The organism is Polynucleobacter sp. 35-46-11 (assembly GCF_002281105.1).
On record NZ_NCFJ01000008.1, the window covers coordinates 1 to 20,731 of the forward strand.

Here is a 20,731-nt window from a genome sequence, read left to right on the forward strand (position 1 = left end):
ATATGCTTGACTTGGGTAAATTTTAGCGATTATTATTTGGATTGTAGAACAAATTGTTCCGTTTAATTGAATACCTAGGAGAGCTTTATGTCTAAATCTGGCACTAATTTACCTACCGGTCCACAAAAAATGACCCCTTCCGAAGCCTTCGTGGAGACTATGGTCGCCAATAAGGTGAAGGATATTTTTGGAATCATGGGTTCTGCGTTCATGGATGCCATGGATATTTTTGCCCCAGCTGGAATTCGATTGATTCCAGTGGTTCATGAGCAAGGTGCTGCTCATATGGCCGATGGTTATGCTCGGGTTAGTGGAAACCATGGTGTAGTGATTGGTCAGAATGGCCCTGGTATTAGTAACTGTGTGACAGCGATTGCAGCTGCCTATTGGGCGCATAGCCCTGTAGTGATCATTACACCAGAAACTGGAACTATGGGCATGGGTTTAGGTGGCTTCCAAGAGGCTAACCAACTTCCGATGTTTGAGGAGTTTACAAAGTATCAAGGTCACGTGAATAATCCAAAACGGATGGCTGAATTTACCGGCCGTTGTTTTGATCGCGCTTTATCTGAGATGGGCCCAACCCAATTAAATATTCCACGTGATTATTTCTATGGTGAGATTGAAGTGGAAATCCCACAGCCAAACAGACTGGATCGCGGTCCTGGCGGTGAGAAGAGTTTGGATGAAGCTGCTGAGCTATTGGCAAATGCAAAATTCCCAGTGATTATTTCAGGTGGTGGTGTGGTCATGGGCGATGCTGTTGAAGAGTGTAAAGCGTTTGCAGAGCGCCTTGGTGCGCCGGTTGTCAATAGCTACTTGCATAACGACTCATTCCCAGCGAGTCATCCATTATGGTGTGGTCCATTGGGTTATCAAGGTTCAAAGGCTGCGATGAAGTTAATGGCCCAGGCTGACGTAGTAGTCGCCTTAGGTTCACGTCTTGGACCATTCGGAACATTGCCACAGCATGGTATGGATTACTGGCCAAAGAATGCTAAGATCATTCAGATCGATGCCGATAACAAGATGTTGGGATTGGTTAAGAAAATCTCTGTAGGAATTTGTGGCGATGCCAAGGCTGCAGCGGTTGCATTAACTAAGCGTCTCGAAGGCAAGAAATTGGCCTGTGACACTACGAAAGCAGAGCGAGCTCAAATAATCGCCTCAGAAAAAGCGGCGTGGGAAAAAGAGCTTGACGAGTGGACCCATGAAAAAGATGCATTCAGTCTCGATATGATTGAAGAGCAGAAGAAAGAAGTAACACCAACAGGTGGCCATTACTTGCATCCACGTCAAGTGTTGCGTGAGCTTGAGAAAGCAATGCCTGCTGATGTCATGGTGTCAACCGATATCGGCAACATCAACTCTGTTGCTAACAGCTACCTTCGCTTCGAAAAGCCACGCAGTTTCTTTGCGCCAATGAGTTTTGGTAATTGCGGGTATGCATTGCCAACGATTATTGGGGCTAAAGCAGCAGCGCTGAATCGTCCTGCGATTGCCTACGCTGGTGACGGCGCATGGGCTATGAGTATGGTTGAGATTCTGACTGCAGTTCGCCACGATATCCCTGTTACTGCGATTGTGTTCCACAACCGTCAGTGGGGTGCTGAGAAAAAGAACCAGGTCGACTTCTATAACCGCCGCTTTGTAGCAGGTGAATTAGAAAGCCCTAGCTTCGCAGGGATTGCCCAATCGATGGGGGCTGAAGGTATTGTGGTTGACCAACTTGATCAGGTTGGTCCAGCACTGAAGAAGGCCATTGATATGCAAATGAAGGAAGGCAAGACTTGTGTGATCGAGATTATGTGTACTCGTGAACTCGGTGACCCATTCCGCCGTGATGCGCTTGCTAAGCCAATTCGCTTCTTGGATAAGTATAAAGATTACGTGTAATTATTCACAGCCACATTGAAAAGGTCCGCTTAAGCCGGACCTTTTCTTTTTTTCATGTCAGATTGAATTGAGCTTGAAATTGCAACGGCATTTTCCTGAAATGCAACCATTGCATAGGTGACGAATTTGGTTTTTCTCCAGCAAACTGCAGCAGTTCTTGTTAGTAGGTCACCTTTAATTTTTCTTGAGCTTAATTTTCTATCTTTGGCTATAGCAATTGGGCTTCCTAACGCTAAAAACTCTCCAGTCTTGGCAATCTCTAGTAGATCCCCCATAGTTGATGTCTCCATACGAAAGTTAAGGAGGGCGCCCTCCATGCGAGCCTGAGCATCAATTTTTTGACGCATCAAAAATTGTCTATTTAGAGCCGCTAAATCATATGCAACAAGGGTTTTAAGAGTTAGGTTCCGGGGTAGTTTCTCAATTACATGTGGAGCCCCAATCGCCGAGAATTGTTCTGTAATGAGGCGAACCCAGTGGAGATCTGCAAATTGATAGTCCTCTGGAAGAATGGCGATATCAATAGCACCCTCCATAAGCCCTCTCAATACTTTTTCGGCAGGCAATTCTTGGAGTTCAATATTGAGGCTTGGATTTGCTTTAAGCATCGCCATACAAGTAGGCAGGGCAATTATTTTTGAGTATGTATTAGTGGCACCTACACGCAAGGTGCCAACAATATTTTGGTTGTCATTGACGCTTTGTAAAAGCGCTTCTTCTATCTGCCCCAGTAATGGCTCTACTTTTTGTAGCAACCCATTTCCAAGGTTAGTCAAAACCAATCTGCGCCCCTTCTTTTCAAAAAGTGGTAGGTCAAGATAGCTTGCTAGCTCTTTCATCTGTTGAGAGAGAGCAGATTGCGTGATGTTGAGACTTTCGGAAGCTTTGACAAAGCTTTCAGCTCTAGAAACGGTGAGAAAGCTGCGCAGCAATCTCAAATCAATTTGTTTTACATTCATAAGAATTGCTTATATGTTAGTTAATTAAATATAAATATACATTATATGAATGGTCAGTTAGAGTGAAAATTCCTCCTACCTAACAGAGATCTGACGCTATGAATAAACCGGCAATGAAAGGTTTTAAGTTTTTTCTGGCTAGCTTGGGATTGCTGCTGCTTTCAAGCAATGTATTGGCAGATATATACCCAAATAAGCCAATTAAATTAATCGTTCCTTTCCCCCCTGGAGGGCCAACAGATATTGTTGCTAGACCCTTATCAGTGCTCTTGGGAGATCGCTTGAAAGAGCAGGTCATTATTGAGAATAAGGGTGGGGCTGGCGGTTCCATTGGGGCAGATCTTGTTGCTAAGTCAGCGCCAGATGGCTACACCTTATTTATGGGGACTGTAGGCACTAATGCGATCAATGGCAGCTTGTACAAACAATTACCATATGACATGACTAGGGATTTCACGCCGATCGCTTTGGTGGCAACAGCACCTGTTGTCGTTGTAGTGAATTCAAGTGATCGTATTAAGACGCTTGCTGAGCTAATTTCAGAGGCTCGCGCCAAACCTGAAACTATTGCATATGGTTCCGCTGGAAATGGTACCCCAGGGCATCTAACGGCAGCCTTATTTGAGTCCACCACTCAGATCAAGCTAAGGCATATTCCGTATAAGGGTAGTGCGCCTGCAATAACAGATTTGATAGGCGGACAAATTCCATTAGCATTTGATCCTATTCAGTCAGTATTGCCGCACATCACATCAGGAAAGCTGCGTGCTCTAGCCGTTACAAGCAAAACACGTTCACCTTTACTGCCTAATGTGCCAACTGTAGCTGAGCTTGGGTATCCGCAATTTGAATCAACCGCCTGGTGGGCCTTATTTGCTCCAGCCAAATTGCCAGAGCCAATTACTAAAAAGTTAAGAATGGAAGCTGAGAAGGTTGCTCAATCAGATGCCTTTAGAGAGCGTCTGGGGAACTTGGGAGTTCAGCCAAATACTGACTTTAAAGAGAGTCTGGCTAACTTCCAAACTAGTGAAATTGCGAAGTGGGGGAGGGTAGTTCGTGATTCTGGTGCCACGATTGATTGATTAATATAAAGAGAAGAAGATGAAGTTAAGTGAAGAAGAAAAGGCGATGTTAGCGGGAGAGTTTGGCCCAGTTAGAAAAACAGCGATCCAACACCAAATCAAGGTAGGCGAATTTTTTGGGGCTGAAGATTTAGTCTCCGTATCTCAAGCGCACATCATGGCTGATACCGAGAGTCTGGGGGAGTCTGGAGTTGAGTGGCTCGAGGGTTTAGCAAGAAACTCTGAGGCAGATCGCATGGTATGCATCCCTACTATTACTGATCCTAGGGGGACCGATTTCAGTAAAGCAAAGCAGCTAGGTCAAACAGAAAAAATGCTTGAGCTTGAGAGGCGTGCAATTGATGCGTTTGTCAAAATGGGTGTATCCATGACAGACACTTGTATTAATTACCAAACAATCATGGCACCCGTTTTTGGGGAGCATTTAGCATTTGGCGATACTGGAGTTGTCATTTATTCCAATAGTGTTTGCGGTGCTCGATCAAACTTTGAGGGTGGGCCCTCGGCATTGGCGGCTGGTCTAACTGGTAGAACGCCTCGCTATGGCTATCATCTTGATGAGCATCGCAAGCCAACTCACCGCTTTAAAACATTGTGGACACCTCAAACATTAAATGAGTGGGGTGCTTTAGGTGGCTTGATTGGAAAGAAATCAGGAAACTATTGGTCAGTTCCGATTTTGGAAGGCATAGAAGGCCATCCTGGCTCTGATGCTATGAAGCACTTTGGCGCAGCAATGGCAAGCTTTGGTTCTACAGCCCTGTTTCATGTATTGGGTATTACGCCTGAGGCGCTACATGCCCGAGATTTAGAGTATTTACATCTTCCGGAGGTGTTTATCACTAAAGAAGAGGTTATGGGCTTACAAAATTCCTATCGTGTTGCCGAAGAGATAGACGTAGTGGTATTTTCTGCGCCGCAATTAAGTTTGATGGAAATGAAGAGTATTGCAGAGCTTTGTAAAGGTAAGAAATTCATTAAGCCTTTGCTGGCCATGACAAGTCCACAAGTCAAACCAGACTCAGATCGCATGGGTTACACCCAAATGATTGAAAGTGCCGGTGGGACAGTATTTTCAGGTATGTGCTTCTATCAGTCCTATGCGAGAGAAATCGCAGAAACCAATGGTTGGAAAGTCTTAGCAACCAATAGCGCAAAGATTGTCAATATTTTGGGAGGTTATGGCTACACGCCAATGTTGGCATCAATGGAGGACTGTGTTCAGGCTGCAGTGACGGGGAGATTAAAGTGAGTGGAAAAATATATAAAGCTAAACATGCTCAAGGTGAGGGTTTAGAAGGCGAGTGTCTAAGTGCATCCGATGGCTTTTCAGCTCGTTATGATTTAGATCGTCTTAAAGGAGTGTTTTCACGTCCGGCGCATAAGCTGTTTGGCCAATCTTACAAAGATAAGATCCTAGTATTGGATGCAGCAAAGGGTGGAGTTGCCAGTGCTTGGATGCTTTATGAAATGAAATCAAGAAATTTGTGCCCATCTGCCATTATTTTTAATGCAGTTAACCCAATCTTGGCACAAGGCGCAGCACATGCTGGCATTCCTATGTTGAGTGGTTTTGACTGTGACATTACTCAGGCGATTACAAGTGGTGCACGATTGCGTATTGATACCAAAAAGCAAACAGTAGAGGTGCTTTAACTTGACTTAAAAAACAGAATAGTATTGAGATAAACCCGGTCTAATGCGATCGGGTTTATTTTTTTGCACAGTACCAATCGTAATAAAGCAGATGGGCTCCTCATCCGTTGTTAGCTGAAATAAGGCTCCAATGTGATCGCTTTGTAGAGCTCTACCGCTGGATAGTCCAGAGCCAAAGCCAAGGGCATAGGCGCTCAAAAGAATGTTCTGGATAGCGCAACCTAAAGAGATGAGCTTTTCTTGTTTGCTGATATCGCTACCAGCATCACGATAGTTGGCAATGGCCAAGAGAAGAAGTGGCCCACGAAAAGCTTTTTCGCGAGCCTCTTGAAGCTGGATAGGCGTTGCTTGTTGGTCGCGTTCTAGTAGGCACTGATAAAACACTTCGCCCAAGCTGGCGCGACTACTTTCTTGAATTTCTATAAAACGCCAAGGCACCATTCGTCCATGATCAGGAGCTGCATTTGCCGCTAAAAGAATGGCTTCTTTCTGAGACTGAGTTGGTCCTGGATCACCAAGCCTTTTTGGAGAGATGTGAGTCCTTCCATGTATAAGTTTTTCGGCAAAGTGATCCATCTCAAGATTGGTGGCTAGGACACTCTTTGGTAGTACAGATTTTGTGGGTGATTAGCTTCTGCAAAGAACATCCATCTTTCGGCGAGAAGGCCTAAGTAGTTGATCAATAGTGCTAAAGCAATGATCGTCATACTAGGTGAGGCAATTGCGTAAGCCATTAATATCATTGGCAGCACATAAGCGCAAAGCAAGATAATCTTGCGTATATTCGCAATCATGCGATCAGTCTGATGATGAAAGAATTCGCGAGTATTAAAGCTACCACCCATTAAGCCCATTGAAGTTTGGCGGATATTGTTGCCTTTAATGCCGGTTGCTGTAGCAAGATTTGACTTTGGTTTTAAGCTGCGATTCCGACGCCAAATCCAGAGCTTCAAATTAAATGCTAAAAATAATAGGAGAAAGGCAACCATGGATAGCGGGGCATCAATGATTTGTAAAGCTGAGTCGCCCCACAGGGTAATGAGTAATTCTAATAAAACTAAGCCTGAGCCCAAACCCAGGAGAATGAAATTGGTTAGTGTCGAAGGGTGTGACCACTCCTGAATAAAGCGAATGCATTGGTAGATCTTTGCAGTGCATATCCACAGGATTAGGGTAGCTGAGATAAGCGCTAGCCATAGCCATTGGGGCACCTCACCGATGAGCGCATAAGAGTAGATAACAACTGTTACCGCCATCAGCGCAGGCAGAGCAATAACTTCTCTAGATAGCCAAGATGTCCTCCACATCATCGCTGCACGCCACGCACGCTCGGGATGTCCGAGGTGGAAAAAGGATGCGAGCAGACTTAAACACAGCAAGAGAAAGGCAACTGGAAGAACTAGGTTCGTCAAAAATGCATTAGGGGTAGCCTTGCTATATAAATTGGATAGGGCGATAAAAAATAGCAATCCTTGCGCCATTCCAACCAAGGTGGTGAAGAAAATAATTGAAAATTGTGGGCGCATTATTTGTCGTTCCTTGCTGCATCTATCGTTTCCATAATGGAGCGGGGTAAATAGTGATTGGCTGGTTGAGTGTCCCACTCCGGCATCAAGGCATAACCCTTGCGTTCTTCAATGGCTTTGCTCGCCTCTGACTCTGGATCGTGAACGTCACCAAAGATTCGAGCGCTGGTAGGGCACGCAAGTACGCAAGCAGGCTTTTTCTCAGACTCCGGCAATGTTTCGCTATAGATTCGATCTACGCAGAGGGTACATTTTGTCATCACTTGACGCTCTTGATCTAGTTCTCGGGCACCGTAAGGGCAGGCCCAAGAGCAATAACTACAACCAATGCACTTATCGTAGTCAACGAGAACAATGCCATCCTCTTTGCGTTTATAGCTCGCACCCGTAGGGCATACAGGAACGCAGGGAGGCTCTTCGCAATGCAAACAAGATTTGGGGAAATGCACTGTTTGCGTATTAGGGAAGCTTCCTGCCTCAAAGGTTTGAACGCGATTGAAAAAAGTACCGCTAGGACTTGCACCATAAGCATTGAGATCCGTGAGTGGTCCTGCTGATCCAGAGGTATTCCACTCCTTGCAAGAGGTCACACACGCATGACAGCCAACGCAAACATTGAGGTCAATAACGAGAGCCAGTTGTTTATTTTTACTCATTTTGTCTCCCCCGATTTTTTGAGGGCCATTCCAGGCACTTCAAATGCTTTTACTTGTGGCCAAGTTTCTTCTGGCTCATTCTCATCTGCGGGTGCTAATCGGACCCTGACGTCATACCAACCAGCTTGACCAGTAATCGGATCAGAATTGCTAACAGTAAAGCCGCCCAATGGAAGCTCTTCCGTGATGAGATGATTTAATAAAAAGCCTTTTTTGGACTCATCTGCATCACTTGTTAAGCTCCAAGCAGATTCGGCCTTACCAATTGCATTCCATGTCCATACTGTTCCTGGATCAACAGCCTCAGAGTGTCTTGCCATGCACCTGACCTTACCCCACTGGGATTCAATCCACATCCAGGCACCATCAGCAATTCCACTTTGCAGTGCAGTGGCAGTGTTCACATATAGGTAGTTATGGCTATGAATTTGTCGTAACCATGCATTTTGTGAATCCCATGAGTGATACATTGCCATCGGACGTTGAGTAATTGCATTGAGTGTGAATTTGGTTAAATCGGTTGCCTCATCCTCGAGCGGCGGATACCAGAAAGGCAGCGGATCAAAATATTTATAGATCCGTGCCTTTAGGTGTTCTGGAGGCTGTGCTCCTGGACGTTTACCGGTAGCAGCTAGTCTAAATCGTTGCAGAATGTCAGAGTAAATGGCAATCATGATTGGATCATTTTTTTGTCTCAAGGCATTCTCTTTGGAGAAGTCTAAATACCCCTTGTTCCAGTTGCGCATGTATTGATGCTCTGGCGGCATATGGTACTGATGAACACAATTATTCTCAGCATATTTTTGCCATTGATTGGGATTGGGCTCACCTTTTAAGGGTTTGTCACCATCTTTGCCACGCCAACCGCCTAAGAAGCCAATGCCTGAATCAGGGGCAGTCTGGAATCGAGTAATGAAGTCCGGATAGTCCTTAAATTTCCTCCCACCTTCTGGTGTAGTAAATGCAGGAAACTTTAAGCGTGAAGCCAGTTCAATTAAGACTTCCTGGAATGGTTTGCACTCTCCCAAGGGATCTAGAACGGGGATGCGGACAGAGTCAACAGGACCATCAAACTCAGAAATAGGTCTATCTAACATGCTCATCACATCGTGACGCTCAAGATAGGTAGTATCAGGAAGTACTAGGTCAGCGAAATCCACCATCTCAGATTGGAATGCATCACAAACTACCAAGAATGGAATCTTGAATTCACCATCATCATTCTTGGCATTTAGATGATCGCGAACTTCCATCGTATTCATGGTGGAGTTCCATGACATATTTGCCATGAAGATCATGAGCATATCGATAGAGTAGGGATCTCCTTTAACTGCATTCGTAATGACGTTATGCATTAGTCCGTGAGCCGCTAAAGGATGCTCCCATGAGTAGGCTTTATCGATGCGCAGGGGCTTGCCATTGGAATCTAGAGCCAAATCCTCGGGTTGAGTTGGCCATCCCAATGGAGGCTTTGCCAATGGAGTATTCGGCTTGATGTCATTTTCAGAAGAAGGTGGCTTCGCATTGGGCGGAACCTGACGTGGGTAAGGAGCCTTATGCCTAAAGCCACCTGGGCGATCAATCGTCCCGAGTAATGACATAAGTACTGCTAGGCCACGAGTAGTCTGAAAGCCATTGGAGTGCGCAGATAAACCTCGCATGGCATGGAAGGCGACAGGCCTACCAGTGACAGAATCATGTTTCTCGCCCCAGCAGTCTGTCCACTGAATCGGCAATTCAAATTCTTGACCGAATGCTGTGTCTGCCATCTCAAGGGCAAGCTTGCGAATACGCTCTGCTGGAATGCTGGTAATGGCAGAAGCCCATTCTGGAGTGGTCTCACTCACTTGACGTTTAAGTAGTTCAAAAGAGGGAACCACTTTTTTACCTTGGTGCGGCCCTGGACCCATAACGTATTCGCCTGATAGAGCAGGCGATGTGCCTTGTGCAAAACAAGGTTTAGTGCTTTGGGATTTTTCATCCCAGATATATTTATTGTGCGGTAAATCTAAATTTATTGGATCAGAGTCAGGGTCATACAAGAATAAACCTTCTTCTGGTCCCGCATCCATGCAGACTAATTGGGCTGAATTGCTAAAGCGCTTTAGGAAAGGGGCATCATATTTTTCAAGACGAATGAGTTCATGCATCAAGGCCATGAAGAGCGCGCCATCGGTTCCAGGTTTAATTGGTATCCATTCATCCGCAATAGCAGAGTATCCAGTTCTGACTGGATTAATTGAGATGAAGCGACCGCCCGCCCTCTTAAATTTAGAGAGGGCAATTTTCATGGGGTTACTGTGATGATCTTCAGCCGTACCAATCATGACAAATAGCTTAGCTTGATCTAAATCTGGTCCACCGAATTCCCAGAAGCTTCCGCCAATGGTATAGATCATCCCGGCAGCCATATTGACAGAGCAGAATCCACCGTGAGCTGCATAGTTAGGCGTTCCAAACTGTCTGGCAAATAAGCCAGTAAGCGCCTGCATTTGGTCGCGTCCAGTAAAGAGTGCAAACTTCTTTGGATCGGTAGCGCGAATTTTTGCAAGACGCTCGGTCAAAATTTCAAATGCTTTTTCCCAGCTGATGGGCTCAAATTCGCCGTTACCTCTATCGCTGCCTGCTTTGCGTAAGAGTGGCTGAGTAATCCGCGCTGGCGATTTCTGTTTCATGATTCCTGAGGAGCCCTTGGCGCAGATAACGCCTTGATTTAAAGGATGCTCAGGATTTCCATCAATGTAAACCAATTCACCATCGCGTAAGTGCGCTCTAATGCCACAACGACAGGCACACATATAGCAAGTAGTTTTCTTTATTTCAGTTGCAGGCGCCTGCTTATGGATGGGGTCGTGCACGGGATCATTTGAGAATATTTTGAACATAGATTTACTCAGTTATTGAGAATTTTTAGCAAGAATAATAGCCATCGCGCAGGATGCAACTCTGGAAAAAACGGTGTCAGCTCTTGATGTGAGGATGATAGGAACTTGAGCGCCCAAAACAGTACCGGCGCACTCAGCTCCAGCCATGTAAATTAAAGACTTGTAGAGAATATTGCCAACTTGTAAATCAGGCACGATCAATAGGTCGGGATCACCCGCTACGACTGACTTAATGCCCTTTGTTTTTGCTGACTCAGCAGAGATAGCATTATCAAAACCAAAAGGGCCTTCAATAATCGTGTCTACATGGATGGGATTAATTGCATGGGCATCTACAATCTCTTTGGCATCCGTTGTGGCTTGCATAGTTGGGTTGATGACTTCGGTAGCTGCAATGATCGCGACTTTTGTATGCTTTATTCCTAGCTTACTAAGCGCCTCGAGGCTGCTTTTGAGAATTTGTATTTTTTGAGCGGCATTGGGTGCAATATTGACTACACAATCGCTAATGCCTAGTAATTTGGGGTAGCGTTCTAGTTCAAATAAAAATAAATGACTAGTTCTGCGATCGGTACGAAGCCCATCGCGACTGACAATGGGTCCCATTAGATCTTCTGTATGTAATGAGCCCTTCATTAATACCGCTAACTTTCCTTCTTTGACCATCTCCACGGCTTTCTTGGTCGCTAGAATAGGGTTGTTAGGCGTGTCGACAATTTGAATGCCATTTAATAAGAGGCCTTCTGTGGCAGCGAGCTCTTCAATTTCTTTCTTGGGGCCAATTAATATTGGTGTGCATAACCGTCTCTTGATGAGATCAAACACAGTTTCTAATGCTGGCGCACTCAGTGGGTAGACAACCCCAAGAGGAAGATCGCTTCGAGCCTCCTCAATCATTTTTTCTAAGAGTGGGTATTTCACGTTTAGATTTGTCATGAAGCGGTTATGGTTCTCTGCTAATCAGGAAAGGGTTTGAGAAATGCGCTCAGACGCTTCTTTAAGTTTGGGAATATGCCCCATCGCTTGATTCAAAGGGAGTCTTGCGGTTGCAGCATGAACTGCTATGGCTGCTACCACCTCGCCTAGAGAATCTCTTACTGGAACTGCTACGCAAGATACGCCCAAAACATATTCTTCGTTATCAACCGCATAACCAGTAGCCACAATTCTTTCCATTTCGGATTCCAGCAAATGGAGATCAGTAATAGTTCTATGGGTAAATTGTTCAAGTGGAAGATTTTCTAAAATCTTAGTACGTTCATCTACAGGCTTGTATGCCAGTAGCAACTTTCCGCTAGCGCTGCAATGCGGCGGCAATACAGTGCCTAGTGGTAGGTGCAGGCGTAAGGCCCAGTCCGCTTCAACTCGATCTAAATAAAATAGCTCGCCACGCCTTAAGACTGCAAGATTACAGGTTTCGCCTAGATCGGATACTAGTTTACGGAGAATGGTGTGGCGAATGGCTGAAACAGTGTCATGTGTGAGGGTTGTCATTGCTAGGTGCGCAAGACGCTCGCCTGGAGCGTAGGTCCTACCGCCGGGCTCCCTAGCTACCAATCTTGCTTCTTCAAATATCGCTAATGTTCTATGCAAGGATGCTTTGGGCATTCCGGTAATTTGCATGAGTTGAGCGAGGGTGGCGGGTTGTTGAAGTGCTGCCAGGGCCTCCAATATGACAACACCCTTGAGCATTGAGGAGTTTTCGCCGGAATTATCCCTTTTTAGGGCGTCTAGCTGGTCGCTGGCTTCTGTTTCAAGCATGGTTGTCAAATCTCAAGAATTGTGTCATTTTGTTCATTCTAATAGAACAAGTTTGTAATTTAAAGGGTAAATGTTAGTATTTTTACCTATACGAAACAACTTGTTCCGTTTAATAAGATCAATTATGCTAGTCTGATCCAATAACAAAGGCTAAGATAAGCCAAATGAATGTAGTTATTAACAGGAGATGAATTATGCGCATAAGCAAACTATTAGTCGCTGTTTTATCCGGAGTTTTTGCATTCGCAGGTTTGGTTGGGGGAATGCAAACCGCCGCTGCCCAGTCTTGGCCAACAAAACCTATTAAATTTGTAGTTCCTTATCCACCGGGAGGGGGTACGGATGTTATTGCCCGTATCGTGCAAGACCCACTTAGCAAGGTGTTGGGTCAGCAGGTCATCATCGATAACCGAGGTGGGGCGGGAGGGTCGATCGGAACCGATATAGTTTCTAAATCTGCGGCAGATGGATACACAGTCCTCTTTACCCTCTCTTCGCACACGATCAATCCTGCGATTTATCCAAAACTCGCTTTTGATACTGAAAAAGATTTTTTGCCAGTGTCCTTGGTGGCTTCCTTACCGCAAATTCTGGTTGCTAATATGGACTTTCCAGGCAAGAGTGTGAAGGAAGTGATTGAAATGGCAAAAGCAAAGCCTGATTCAATTTCTTATGCCTCCGTTGGAAATGGTTCGCCAGGTCACCTGGCAGGAGCCATGATGGCAGGTTCAGCTGGAGTCACCATGATGCATATTCCGTATCGTGGAGGCGGCCCTGCAATTACTGATGTGATTGCCGGTCAGGTGCCATTGCTTTGGGTTTCTATTCCTGCTGCTGCAAATTATGTAAAGTCCGGCAAGCTGCGTGCATTAGCGGTTTCTACTGTGAAGCGTTCACCAGTCTTCCCAGATGTGCCAACTATGGCTGAATTGGGATTCAAAGATTACGAAGTTGATTCTTGGTATGCCATGTTTGTTCCTGCCAAAACTCCTCAAATCATCATTGACACTCTTTACAATGCGACTGTCAAGGTATTGGCAGAGCCAGCAGTGAAGGAGAGGTTGCTCGCTCAAGGAGCTGAAGCCGTTGGCAGTACACCAGCTCAACTAGGCGCCATTGTGAAGTCAGAATTGGTTAAGTGGAAAAAGGTTACAAAAGATGCCGGCATTAAAGTTGAGTAACAATTTTCTATCCTTTGATAACATTAACTAAGCATACTTATGACACCAGTAGAAAGCATCATTGAACGTGGGCGTATTGCTCAAAAGGTATACGAGCAGTACACCCAATCTCAAGTCAATCTAGTTGTCGAAGCGGTTGCTTGGGCGATCTTAGAACCAAAGCGCAATCAAGAGTTGGCAGAGTTAGCCGTTCAAGATACTGGACTTGGTGATGTAGCAGACAAATTTAAGAAAAACTTTAGAAAAACCCTGGGGCTGGTGCGCGACTTAGGTTGTGCAAAAACAGTTGGCATCATTTCTGAGGATTTGAAGACAGGTCTTACTGAGTATGCTCGTCCAGTGGGTGTGGTGGCAGCTATTACGCCCTCTACTAATCCTGGTGCCACCCCCATTAATAAAATCTTAAATGCTTTGAAGTGTCGTAACGCTGTAGTGGTTGCTCCTTCACCTAAAGGTTTATCAACATGTGCTCGCCTATTGGAGTTTGTTCATCAGCAGCTAGATTTAGTGAAAGCCCCGCGAGATTTGGTACAAATGCTTCCTTCACCAATCACTAAAGATGCTACTAATGAATTAATGCGCTTAGCTGATCTAGTTGTTGCTACCGGATCTCAGGCCAATATTCGTGCGGCCTATACTTGTGGCACGCCTGCATTTGGAGTGGGTGCGGGTAATGTAGTGGTCATTATTGATGAATATGCTGACCTTGCATCTGCAGCTAATAAGATTTTGCAATCCAAGACCTTTGATAATGCGACAAGTTGCTCAAGTGAAAATGGCACAGTGATTTGTGAGCAGGTCTACAGCCAAGCAATTAGCGCATTAGAGGCTGTTGGTGGAGTACTGTTGGATTCCGCTGATAAGAAACGTCTGCAAGATGTGATGTTTAGTAATGGCAAATTAACCTCGACACTAACGGCACAAAATCCAGGGGTGATTGCTGAGCGTGCGCAATTACAAAATCCAAAGGCAAAATCAGCTAAATTTTTAATGGTTGAGGAGACTGGATTTGGACCGGATGTGCCATTTTCAGGAGAGAAGCTCAGCCCCGTTCTGACCGTATGGAAGGCCGCCAATTTTGATGCCGCAAAAGATCTTGTAACCAATGTATATGGCTACCAGGGGGCTGGACATTCTGTAGGCCTGCATACCGCACAACGCGGTGAGGTCATGGAGTCCAGAGCTGCTTCGCTAGCTCAACAATTGCCAGTTGCTAGGATTATTGTGAACCAAGCACATGCGATCGCCACTGGAGGTAGTTTTGAAAATGGTTTGCCATTCTCCCTGTCTATGGGTTGCGGCACTTGGGGTAAAAATAACTTTTCTGACAATATGAATTATCGTCATTACCTCAATATCACAAGGGTGGTAAGGCCTATCCCTGAGCACGTTCCTAAGGTCGAGGATTTATTGAAGGATTACTTTAGTCGCTTTCCAAAGGCTTAATTTAGATTCGCGCTTTCAATTTTTTTAACGAAATTTAAATATGACTGCTTCTTGTAAAAGTTTAGGCGAAGTGCTTTTGCACTGGGAGGCAGCCCAACCTGAAAAACCGTTTTTATACGCGCCAGAAATTAGTGCCGAACTGACTTATGGCCAGCTTGCCAAGGAGGCGTGCCATTTTTCCTCATGGTTAGAGCGGGAGGGAATCAGTAATGGAGCTCACGTTGGCCTGTACATGCAAAATGGCCGCCAAACTAGCACTATTTTTCTGGCGGCCATGTCTTGCGGACGAGTGATTACCCCTCTAAATCTTCTGGCTCCGACGGATCAATTGGCTTGGGTGTTAGATCATAGCGATATCGAAGCATTGTTTTACTCGCCGGATAAGAAGCAATCTTTATTTGCTGCGCTAGAGAAAACGAAAAGAAAGTTTTTGCTTTTAGAGTTAGATCCGGATGCCCCTGAAGGCCCCTTTATGAAATGTAGTCCCGGTACGCTGCCTCAGGTCGGCTCATTAAGGCCGGCACTGTTAATGTATACATCGGGCACAACCGGTACGCCTAAGGGCGTTCTCCTGACTCATGCTAATTTATTGCATGCTGCGCGCTCCATGGCCGCTTGGCATTCACTCACCCAAAATGATGTTGTTTTGAGCTCTTTACCCATCTATCACATTAATGGGCAAGTGATATCCACCATCACTCCTTTTGTATCTGGCGGTTCAGTCGTTGCTCCACATACTTTCTCAGTCTCTAACTGGTGGAATTTGGCGATCCAGTATCGTTGTACATGGATCAATATGGTGCCAACGATCATTGCCTATCTAATTAATGCTGCCAAGAGTGGCGGAGCACTGCCTAGTCGCGAGGATTTGAAGTCTATTCGTTTTGGCCGCTCGGCCTCTGCACCATTGCCTCCTGAGCACCATCGTGAATTTGAGAATCTATTTGGAATTACTGTCATCGAAGGTATGGGGATGACTGAGTCTGCTTCAATGGTCTTTTGTAACCCACATGATGAGACAAGGCGCTACGGTAGCCCAGGACAACCTTGCGGGGTAGAGGCTAAGGTGGTTGATGCAGAAGGCAAGCTTCTTGGTAGTAATGTAGTGGGTGAAATTTGCTTGCGTGGTGGGAATGTTCTGAATGCATATTACAAGGCAGAGGCGGAAACAGCTAGGGCCTTTGATGCTGAAGGCTGGTTAAAAACTGGTGATTTAGGATTGCGCGATGATGACGGTTTTTATTTCATCACCGGGCGTTTGAAAGAGTTGATTATTAAAGGCGGGGAGAATATTGCTCCACGCGAAATTGATGAGGCAGTCTTAAAACATCCAGCCGTGCTAGATGCGGCAGCAGTGGGTATTCCAGATAGTAATTATGGACAGGAAATTATGGTGTGCATTGTTTTGAAGCCGGATGCTAAATGCTCCGAGGATGAAATGCGCACTTTTTGCTTACAAGAGCTGGGTAAATTTAGGACGCCTAAATTTATTCTCTTCATGCTTGATCTGCCTCGTGGCCCTTCTGGCAAAGTTCAGCGTTTAAAATTATTGGATGTTATCCCTAATCAGACTTAGTTTTACTAGATAATTGCGCGTGCAATTACCCAAATTCCCAGACTGATAAGGTAAGCGCCTAATAATCTTTGCCTTAAGTTGTCATTCATTTTTAGTATTTTCCCAGCGGCGGCTGTTTGGGTAATGGCGGCACTGATACCTAAAACAAGAATTAAAGTAATCATGGTGTTACCGATGCCATTAGCACCATGAATACCAATCCAAGCCGAGCTTAGAGTCACAAGGCTGACTATAGATGTTGCTGAAACAAAAAGAATCGATATGTCTACGCATGCTGCAATGGGTATTCCCACCCACATTGTTAAAAGTGGCATTAATAGTGTTGCACCCCCAAGACCAAATAAGGCTGAAGAGATCCCGGAAATAGCCCCTACAGAAATTAATTTAAAGCGATTTGGCTTGATCAGATGATGTGGTGAGCAATTCGCTGGTGATTTTCCAAGGAGCGTCCATACTCCTATTAATACGATTGTTGCTGAAAATCCAAGGCGTAAAAACTGATCAGTTAATTGGGTTGATATCAAGCTGGCCAATAGAATAAAAGGTACGGCACTTATGATGAGGGTTGTTGCTGTAATACGCTCGCTCTTATTCTTCCTAAGTACATTAATGGCCCTTGGAAGGGAGCCAATAACAATCGTTGACAAACTTCCAATAACAATAAGTTGAAAAGGGGGGTGATTTAAGTCCGGAACTGCCAGAAATGCCGCATCTAAGGCGGGAACAATGAATGCTCCTCCACCTATCCCAAAGAGAGCCATTAAGAGGCCTGTCATTACTCCGATAAGTGAAAAAATTGGGTAGTGCATTAGTGGGATTTAATCTTTCCTAGAATGAGGTCGGACGCTCTTTCGGCAAGCATGACTGCAGGCCAGTTGGTATTACCCGAGGGTAGGGTTGGCATCGCTGAGCAGTCAACGACTCTTAAGCCATCAACGCCTCTGACTCTCAAGGACGAATCTAGTACGGCCAATGGATCGTTATCTGGACCCATTTGGCAGGTGCCTGTTGGATGAAAAATCGTGGCACCATTATTGCGGCAAAACTCTAGGATTTCTTCATCGGATTGAGCGTTGTTGGGCTTAACCTCGCGCACAATTAGGGAGCGCAATGGTTCTGTCTGTGCAATTTTTCTAGCGTACTTGACAGCAGCAATACTGATCTCACGGTCATAGGGCGTTGACATGTAGTTAGCAAACATCTTCGGAGGTACAAGTGGATCTGTGGATTGAATGCGAACATAACCTCTAGACTCAGGTCGTAGTTGACATATCGACATAGTGAATCCAGAGAAAGGATGAACCTTGCCACCAGCCATCTCCGCAGAGAGGGTTGCCAAGTGAAATTGGATATCGGGTGTTTTGGAGTCTTTCATGACGCGGGTAAATAATCCGCCTTGATTAATGCCAATTGAAAGTGGTCCGCCACGAAACAGTAGCCAGTCTAAGCCCATTTTTAGCTGCCCAAACCAAGATGAGAGTTGATCATTAGTAGAGATAGGTTGATTCAACTCATAAATCAAGCGATGCTGAAGATGGTCTTGCAGATTCTCTCCAACCCCCGGCAGATCATGTATCACGGGAATTTTAAATTCCTGAAGAAGTTTTGCCGGCCCCACCCCAGATAGCTGAAGCAGTTGTGGGCTTTGGATGGCGCCAGCACTGAGGATGACCTCTTTATTCGCTCGCACCACTCTTCTAGCGCCATTCTGATTGATCTCAATGCCTACTGCTTTTTTATTCTCAAAAATAATCTTGCAGGCCTGACTATTAGTTAGAATTTCTAAATTTTTTCTTTTCTTAGCGGGCTTTAAATAGGCAACTGCAGTGCTGCAACGAAATCCTTTATGAGTGGTTAACTGATAATAACCAACGCCCTCCTGGGTGAGGTTGTTGAAGTCATCTGTATTGGGAACGCCGAGAGCGTTTGCAGTCTTCTTAAATGATTCAACTAAAGGATGTTTTTTGGGAATGGAGGAGGCCTTTAATGGTCCGGTCTTCGAGTGCAGTGGCTCATCTAGTCGATCATTGCCCTCAGCTTTTTTAAAGTAGGGCAAGACATCATCCCAGCCCCAGCCTGAATTGCCAAGATCTCGCCAGGTGTCATAGTCCTCTTTTTGCCCGCGAATAAAAATGAGGCCATTGATGGAGCTAGAGCCACCCAGTGTTTTACCTCTTGGCCAATAAATTTGTCGATTATTTACCCCGGGATCAGGTTCGGTTTGAAATTTCCAATTGAGCTTGGGGTCCCACATTGTCTTGGCATAACCAATAGGCAAGTGAATCCACGGGGATCGATCTTTGGGCCCCGCCTCAATTAGACAAACTGAATTCTGCGGATCTTCTGAAAGTCGGTTGGCCAATACACAGCCAGATGAACCGCCGCCAACCACAATGTAATCGAAGGATGTATTTGACATGCCGATTATTGCTTTCTCAATCCTAAGATCTCACGAGCTTGCGCTGGCGTTGCGACCGTGCGGTTGTAGGTTGGCGCCATTTCCGCTAAACGGGCCACTAATTCGGCATTATCTTTAGCCGCCCTGGTTTTATCATAGCGCGTATTGTCTTCGAGGCCGGTTCTAACATGGCCGCCCAACTCAAGAGTCCATTCGTTGACTGGTAGTTGGTAGCGCGCAATACCCGCGGCAGTCCAAGTAGCATCCGGCATGACCGCCTTTAACTCTGAGACGAGGAATTCTAAAATGGAGCGCCTAGCCGGCATGGCGTTTGGAACACCCATGACAAACTGTACGTGGGCGGGGGCCTTTAAGAGGCCACGCTCAATCAGATTGGCTGCGTTATAGAGCATAGCAAGGTCAAAGATTTCTATTTCTGGCTTAATCTCGTACTTTAGCATTTCGCTTGCAAGCCCATCAACGAACTCCGGGGGGTTTTCATAAATGCCAGTAGGAAAGTTGACCGACCCTGTTGCTAGAGAGGCCATGTCAGGCTTGTGAAAAAGCATTCCACCCCGAGCAGCCTGATCGCGACCGCGACCGCCGGTAGAGAACTGAATGATCATTCCTGGACAGTGTTTTTGTATGCCCTCTTGAACTACTGCATATAAAGCAGGGTCTGAGCTTGGGGTTTCATCTGGGTTGCGCACATGAATATGTGCAAGAGTTGCGCCAGCCTCAAAAGCCTTGTGGGTTTCTTCAATTTGCTCGCTGGTAGTTACCGGTAAACCAGGGCAATCTTTTTTCCGAGGGATAGCGCCAGTCATTGCTACGGTGATGATTACGGGTTTTGTCATATCAATTCCTAAAGTTAGTTACTGGTTTCAGATAGGCTACTTTGAATATCTTGTGCAGCCTTAATAAGAGGTGCAACATAAAAATCAATTGACTTTTCTTGCATGCGGGAGGCTGGTCCGTGGGCGGTAATGGTGGCAAAAGTTTTATTTTTTGAATTAATGACTGGGACGGCGATTCCGATAAATCCCTCTAGGAAGGCCGATTCATCAAGGGCGTAGCCATCCGTACGAATTTTTTCCAACTCCAAAAGCAGTCTTTTATAGTCAGTAATGGTTCGATCCGTATAGCGCTCAAAGGGCTCATTCCCAAGTGATCTCTTAACTTGTAATTCAGTCATTCCGGATAAAAATAATTTCCCGCTGGCAGTGCAGTGCAGTGGTACGCGCATACCAAGATCAACGTGTAGTCGGATTGGCGCACTTGTTTCAACCCGATCGAGATACATTACTCTGTTGCCGTCCAAAATATTGAAGTTACAAGTCTCACCAATTTCTTCTACTAGATGCTTCATCACGGCAACACGCTGCGATCGTATGGAGTCGACCGAAAGAATATTAATTCCCAGGATTCGAAGTTTTGCACTTGGCTGAAAGCGTCGTCCATTAGGATCGCGTTCAATAAATCCTTGGGTTACTAAAGTATTGAGTAATCGAAATGCGGTAGGTTTTGCTAAGCCGGTGCCCGTAGAAATTGCCTCAAGGGTTAGCGGAAATTCAGATTGAGCGATGGTTTCGAGAATGAGCAACACTTTTTCTGCCATGCTGGATTTGGCAGATTCATCGCTTATTTCGGTGGGAGGGGTTATGCGAGACAGCTTTTGTGGCATTTAGAGATCATTTTTTCAATTTTTT

The 20,731-nt window shown here is 45.4% G+C and carries 18 protein-coding genes; 7 read left to right on the forward strand and 11 right to left on the reverse strand.

Translation table 11 applies throughout. The features are described from left to right. Window positions 1-87: 87 nt before the first annotated feature. Window positions 88-1,896: a sulfoacetaldehyde acetyltransferase gene (xsc, locus tag B7Y67_RS01640; protein WP_293597028.1), complete on the forward strand. Its 1,809-nt coding sequence runs from the start codon at window positions 88-90 to the stop codon at window positions 1,894-1,896. 29 nt (window positions 1,897-1,925) lie between these two features. Here xsc and B7Y67_RS01645 read toward each other — a convergent pair whose 3' ends face one another. Further along, window positions 1,926-2,855 carry a LysR substrate-binding domain-containing protein gene (locus B7Y67_RS01645; RefSeq protein ID WP_293597029.1) on the reverse strand — a complete coding sequence of 310 codons (930 nt, stop codon included), beginning with the start codon at window positions 2,853-2,855 and terminating at the stop codon, window positions 1,926-1,928. A 98-nt stretch (window positions 2,856-2,953) separates the two neighbouring features. On the opposite strand from B7Y67_RS01645, the gene B7Y67_RS01650 reads away from it, so the two are divergent. The 3 genes from B7Y67_RS01650 to B7Y67_RS01660 are packed head-to-tail and all read left to right on the forward strand — an operon-like array spanning window position 2,954 to window position 5,593. After that, window positions 2,954-3,937: a tripartite tricarboxylate transporter substrate binding protein gene (locus B7Y67_RS01650; RefSeq protein WP_293597030.1), complete on the forward strand. Its 984-nt coding sequence runs from the start codon at window positions 2,954-2,956 to the stop codon at window positions 3,935-3,937. 19 nt (window positions 3,938-3,956) lie between these two features. After that, on the forward strand, window positions 3,957-5,189 hold the full coding sequence (locus B7Y67_RS01655; RefSeq protein WP_293597031.1) for an aconitase X catalytic domain-containing protein: 1,233 nt from the start codon (window positions 3,957-3,959) through the stop codon (window positions 5,187-5,189). Then, complete coding sequence (locus tag B7Y67_RS01660; protein WP_293597032.1) at window positions 5,186-5,593, forward strand: DUF126 domain-containing protein; 408 nt, start codon at window positions 5,186-5,188, stop codon at window positions 5,591-5,593. Before B7Y67_RS01655 ends, B7Y67_RS01660 begins: the two co-directional genes overlap by 4 nt. A gap of 6 nt (window positions 5,594-5,599) precedes the next feature. Here B7Y67_RS01660 and B7Y67_RS01665 read toward each other — a convergent pair whose 3' ends face one another. Genes B7Y67_RS01665 through B7Y67_RS01690 form a run of 6 tightly spaced genes read right to left on the reverse strand, consistent with a single transcriptional unit; the run spans window position 5,600 to window position 12,421 of the window. Further along, the gene (locus tag B7Y67_RS01665) at window positions 5,600-6,169 is read right to left on the reverse strand and encodes a nitroreductase (RefSeq protein WP_293597033.1); all 570 of its coding nucleotides are present in this window, start codon (window positions 6,167-6,169) and stop codon (window positions 5,600-5,602) included. A 14-nt stretch (window positions 6,170-6,183) separates the two neighbouring features. Then, a complete protein-coding gene (locus tag B7Y67_RS01670; protein WP_293597034.1) occupies window positions 6,184-7,119 on the reverse strand; it encodes a DmsC/YnfH family molybdoenzyme membrane anchor subunit in 936 nt (311 codons plus the stop codon). Further along, a complete protein-coding gene (locus B7Y67_RS01675) occupies window positions 7,119-7,775 on the reverse strand; it encodes a 4Fe-4S dicluster domain-containing protein (protein ID WP_293597035.1) in 657 nt (218 codons plus the stop codon). The genes B7Y67_RS01670 and B7Y67_RS01675 overlap by 1 nt, the downstream gene beginning before the upstream one ends. Further along, on the reverse strand, window positions 7,772-10,660 hold the full coding sequence (locus tag B7Y67_RS01680) for a molybdopterin oxidoreductase family protein (RefSeq protein ID WP_293597036.1): 2,889 nt from the start codon (window positions 10,658-10,660) through the stop codon (window positions 7,772-7,774). Before B7Y67_RS01680 ends, B7Y67_RS01675 begins: the two co-directional genes overlap by 4 nt. Before the next feature lie 12 nt (window positions 10,661-10,672). Beyond that, window positions 10,673-11,596 carry a bifunctional enoyl-CoA hydratase/phosphate acetyltransferase gene (locus B7Y67_RS01685; RefSeq protein WP_293597037.1) on the reverse strand — a complete coding sequence of 308 codons (924 nt, stop codon included), beginning with the start codon at window positions 11,594-11,596 and terminating at the stop codon, window positions 10,673-10,675. Window positions 11,597-11,620: 24 nt separating this feature from the next. Next, on the reverse strand, window positions 11,621-12,421 hold the full coding sequence (locus B7Y67_RS01690; RefSeq protein WP_293597038.1) for an IclR family transcriptional regulator: 801 nt from the start codon (window positions 12,419-12,421) through the stop codon (window positions 11,621-11,623). A 194-nt stretch (window positions 12,422-12,615) separates the two neighbouring features. On the opposite strand from B7Y67_RS01690, the gene B7Y67_RS01695 reads away from it, so the two are divergent. Genes B7Y67_RS01695 through B7Y67_RS01705 form a run of 3 tightly spaced genes read left to right on the forward strand, consistent with a single transcriptional unit; the run spans window position 12,616 to window position 16,624 of the window. Beyond that, complete coding sequence (locus B7Y67_RS01695; RefSeq protein WP_293597039.1) at window positions 12,616-13,602, forward strand: tripartite tricarboxylate transporter substrate binding protein; 987 nt, start codon at window positions 12,616-12,618, stop codon at window positions 13,600-13,602. Between the two features lie 39 nt (window positions 13,603-13,641). Continuing rightward, entirely contained in the window at window positions 13,642-15,048 is a 1,407-nt protein-coding gene (locus B7Y67_RS01700; protein ID WP_293597040.1) for an aldehyde dehydrogenase family protein, read from the forward strand. A gap of 40 nt (window positions 15,049-15,088) precedes the next feature. Further along, window positions 15,089-16,624, forward strand: a complete 1,536-nt coding sequence (locus B7Y67_RS01705; protein ID WP_293597041.1) for a class I adenylate-forming enzyme family protein — start codon at window positions 15,089-15,091, stop codon at window positions 16,622-16,624. 5 nt (window positions 16,625-16,629) lie between these two features. Here B7Y67_RS01705 and B7Y67_RS01710 read toward each other — a convergent pair whose 3' ends face one another. The 4 genes from B7Y67_RS01710 to B7Y67_RS01725 are packed head-to-tail and all read right to left on the reverse strand — an operon-like array spanning window position 16,630 to window position 20,706. Beyond that, window positions 16,630-17,433 (reverse strand): sulfite exporter TauE/SafE family protein, encoded by an 804-nt coding sequence (locus tag B7Y67_RS01710; RefSeq protein WP_293597042.1) that lies wholly within the window; start codon window positions 17,431-17,433, stop codon window positions 16,630-16,632. After that, complete coding sequence (locus tag B7Y67_RS01715; RefSeq protein ID WP_293597043.1) at window positions 17,433-19,043, reverse strand: GMC family oxidoreductase; 1,611 nt, start codon at window positions 19,041-19,043, stop codon at window positions 17,433-17,435. Before B7Y67_RS01715 ends, B7Y67_RS01710 begins: the two co-directional genes overlap by 1 nt. A 5-nt stretch (window positions 19,044-19,048) precedes the next feature. Beyond that, window positions 19,049-19,879, reverse strand: a complete 831-nt coding sequence (locus B7Y67_RS01720; RefSeq protein ID WP_293597044.1) for a 3-keto-5-aminohexanoate cleavage protein — start codon at window positions 19,877-19,879, stop codon at window positions 19,049-19,051. A 14-nt stretch (window positions 19,880-19,893) separates the two neighbouring features. Continuing rightward, window positions 19,894-20,706 (reverse strand): IclR family transcriptional regulator, encoded by an 813-nt coding sequence (locus B7Y67_RS01725; protein ID WP_293597045.1) that lies wholly within the window; start codon window positions 20,704-20,706, stop codon window positions 19,894-19,896. Window positions 20,707-20,731 lie beyond the last annotated feature (25 nt).

Coding starts and splice junctions, on each gene's coding strand:
- xsc (WP_293597028.1), top strand. CDS start 88: ATGTCTAAATCTGGCACTAATTTACCTACCGGTCCACAAAAAATGACC.
- B7Y67_RS01645 (WP_293597029.1), bottom strand. CDS start 2,855: ATGAATGTAAAACAAATTGATTTGAGATTGCTGCGCAGCTTTCTCACC.
- B7Y67_RS01650 (WP_293597030.1), top strand. CDS start 2,954: ATGAATAAACCGGCAATGAAAGGTTTTAAGTTTTTTCTGGCTAGCTTG.
- B7Y67_RS01655 (WP_293597031.1), top strand. CDS start 3,957: ATGAAGTTAAGTGAAGAAGAAAAGGCGATGTTAGCGGGAGAGTTTGGC.
- B7Y67_RS01665 (WP_293597033.1), bottom strand. CDS start 6,169: ATGGATCACTTTGCCGAAAAACTTATACATGGAAGGACTCACATCTCT.
- B7Y67_RS01670 (WP_293597034.1), bottom strand. CDS start 7,119: ATGCGCCCACAATTTTCAATTATTTTCTTCACCACCTTGGTTGGAATG.
- B7Y67_RS01675 (WP_293597035.1), bottom strand. CDS start 7,775: ATGAGTAAAAATAAACAACTGGCTCTCGTTATTGACCTCAATGTTTGC.
- B7Y67_RS01680 (WP_293597036.1), bottom strand. CDS start 10,660: ATGTTCAAAATATTCTCAAATGATCCCGTGCACGACCCCATCCATAAG.
- B7Y67_RS01685 (WP_293597037.1), bottom strand. CDS start 11,596: ATGACAAATCTAAACGTGAAATACCCACTCTTAGAAAAAATGATTGAG.
- B7Y67_RS01690 (WP_293597038.1), bottom strand. CDS start 12,421: ATGCTTGAAACAGAAGCCAGCGACCAGCTAGACGCCCTAAAAAGGGAT.
- B7Y67_RS01695 (WP_293597039.1), top strand. CDS start 12,616: ATGCGCATAAGCAAACTATTAGTCGCTGTTTTATCCGGAGTTTTTGCA.
- B7Y67_RS01700 (WP_293597040.1), top strand. CDS start 13,642: ATGACACCAGTAGAAAGCATCATTGAACGTGGGCGTATTGCTCAAAAG.
- B7Y67_RS01705 (WP_293597041.1), top strand. CDS start 15,089: ATGACTGCTTCTTGTAAAAGTTTAGGCGAAGTGCTTTTGCACTGGGAG.
- B7Y67_RS01710 (WP_293597042.1), bottom strand. CDS start 17,433: ATGCACTACCCAATTTTTTCACTTATCGGAGTAATGACAGGCCTCTTA.
- B7Y67_RS01715 (WP_293597043.1), bottom strand. CDS start 19,043: ATGTCAAATACATCCTTCGATTACATTGTGGTTGGCGGCGGTTCATCT.
- B7Y67_RS01720 (WP_293597044.1), bottom strand. CDS start 19,879: ATGACAAAACCCGTAATCATCACCGTAGCAATGACTGGCGCTATCCCT.
- B7Y67_RS01725 (WP_293597045.1), bottom strand. CDS start 20,706: ATGCCACAAAAGCTGTCTCGCATAACCCCTCCCACCGAAATAAGCGAT.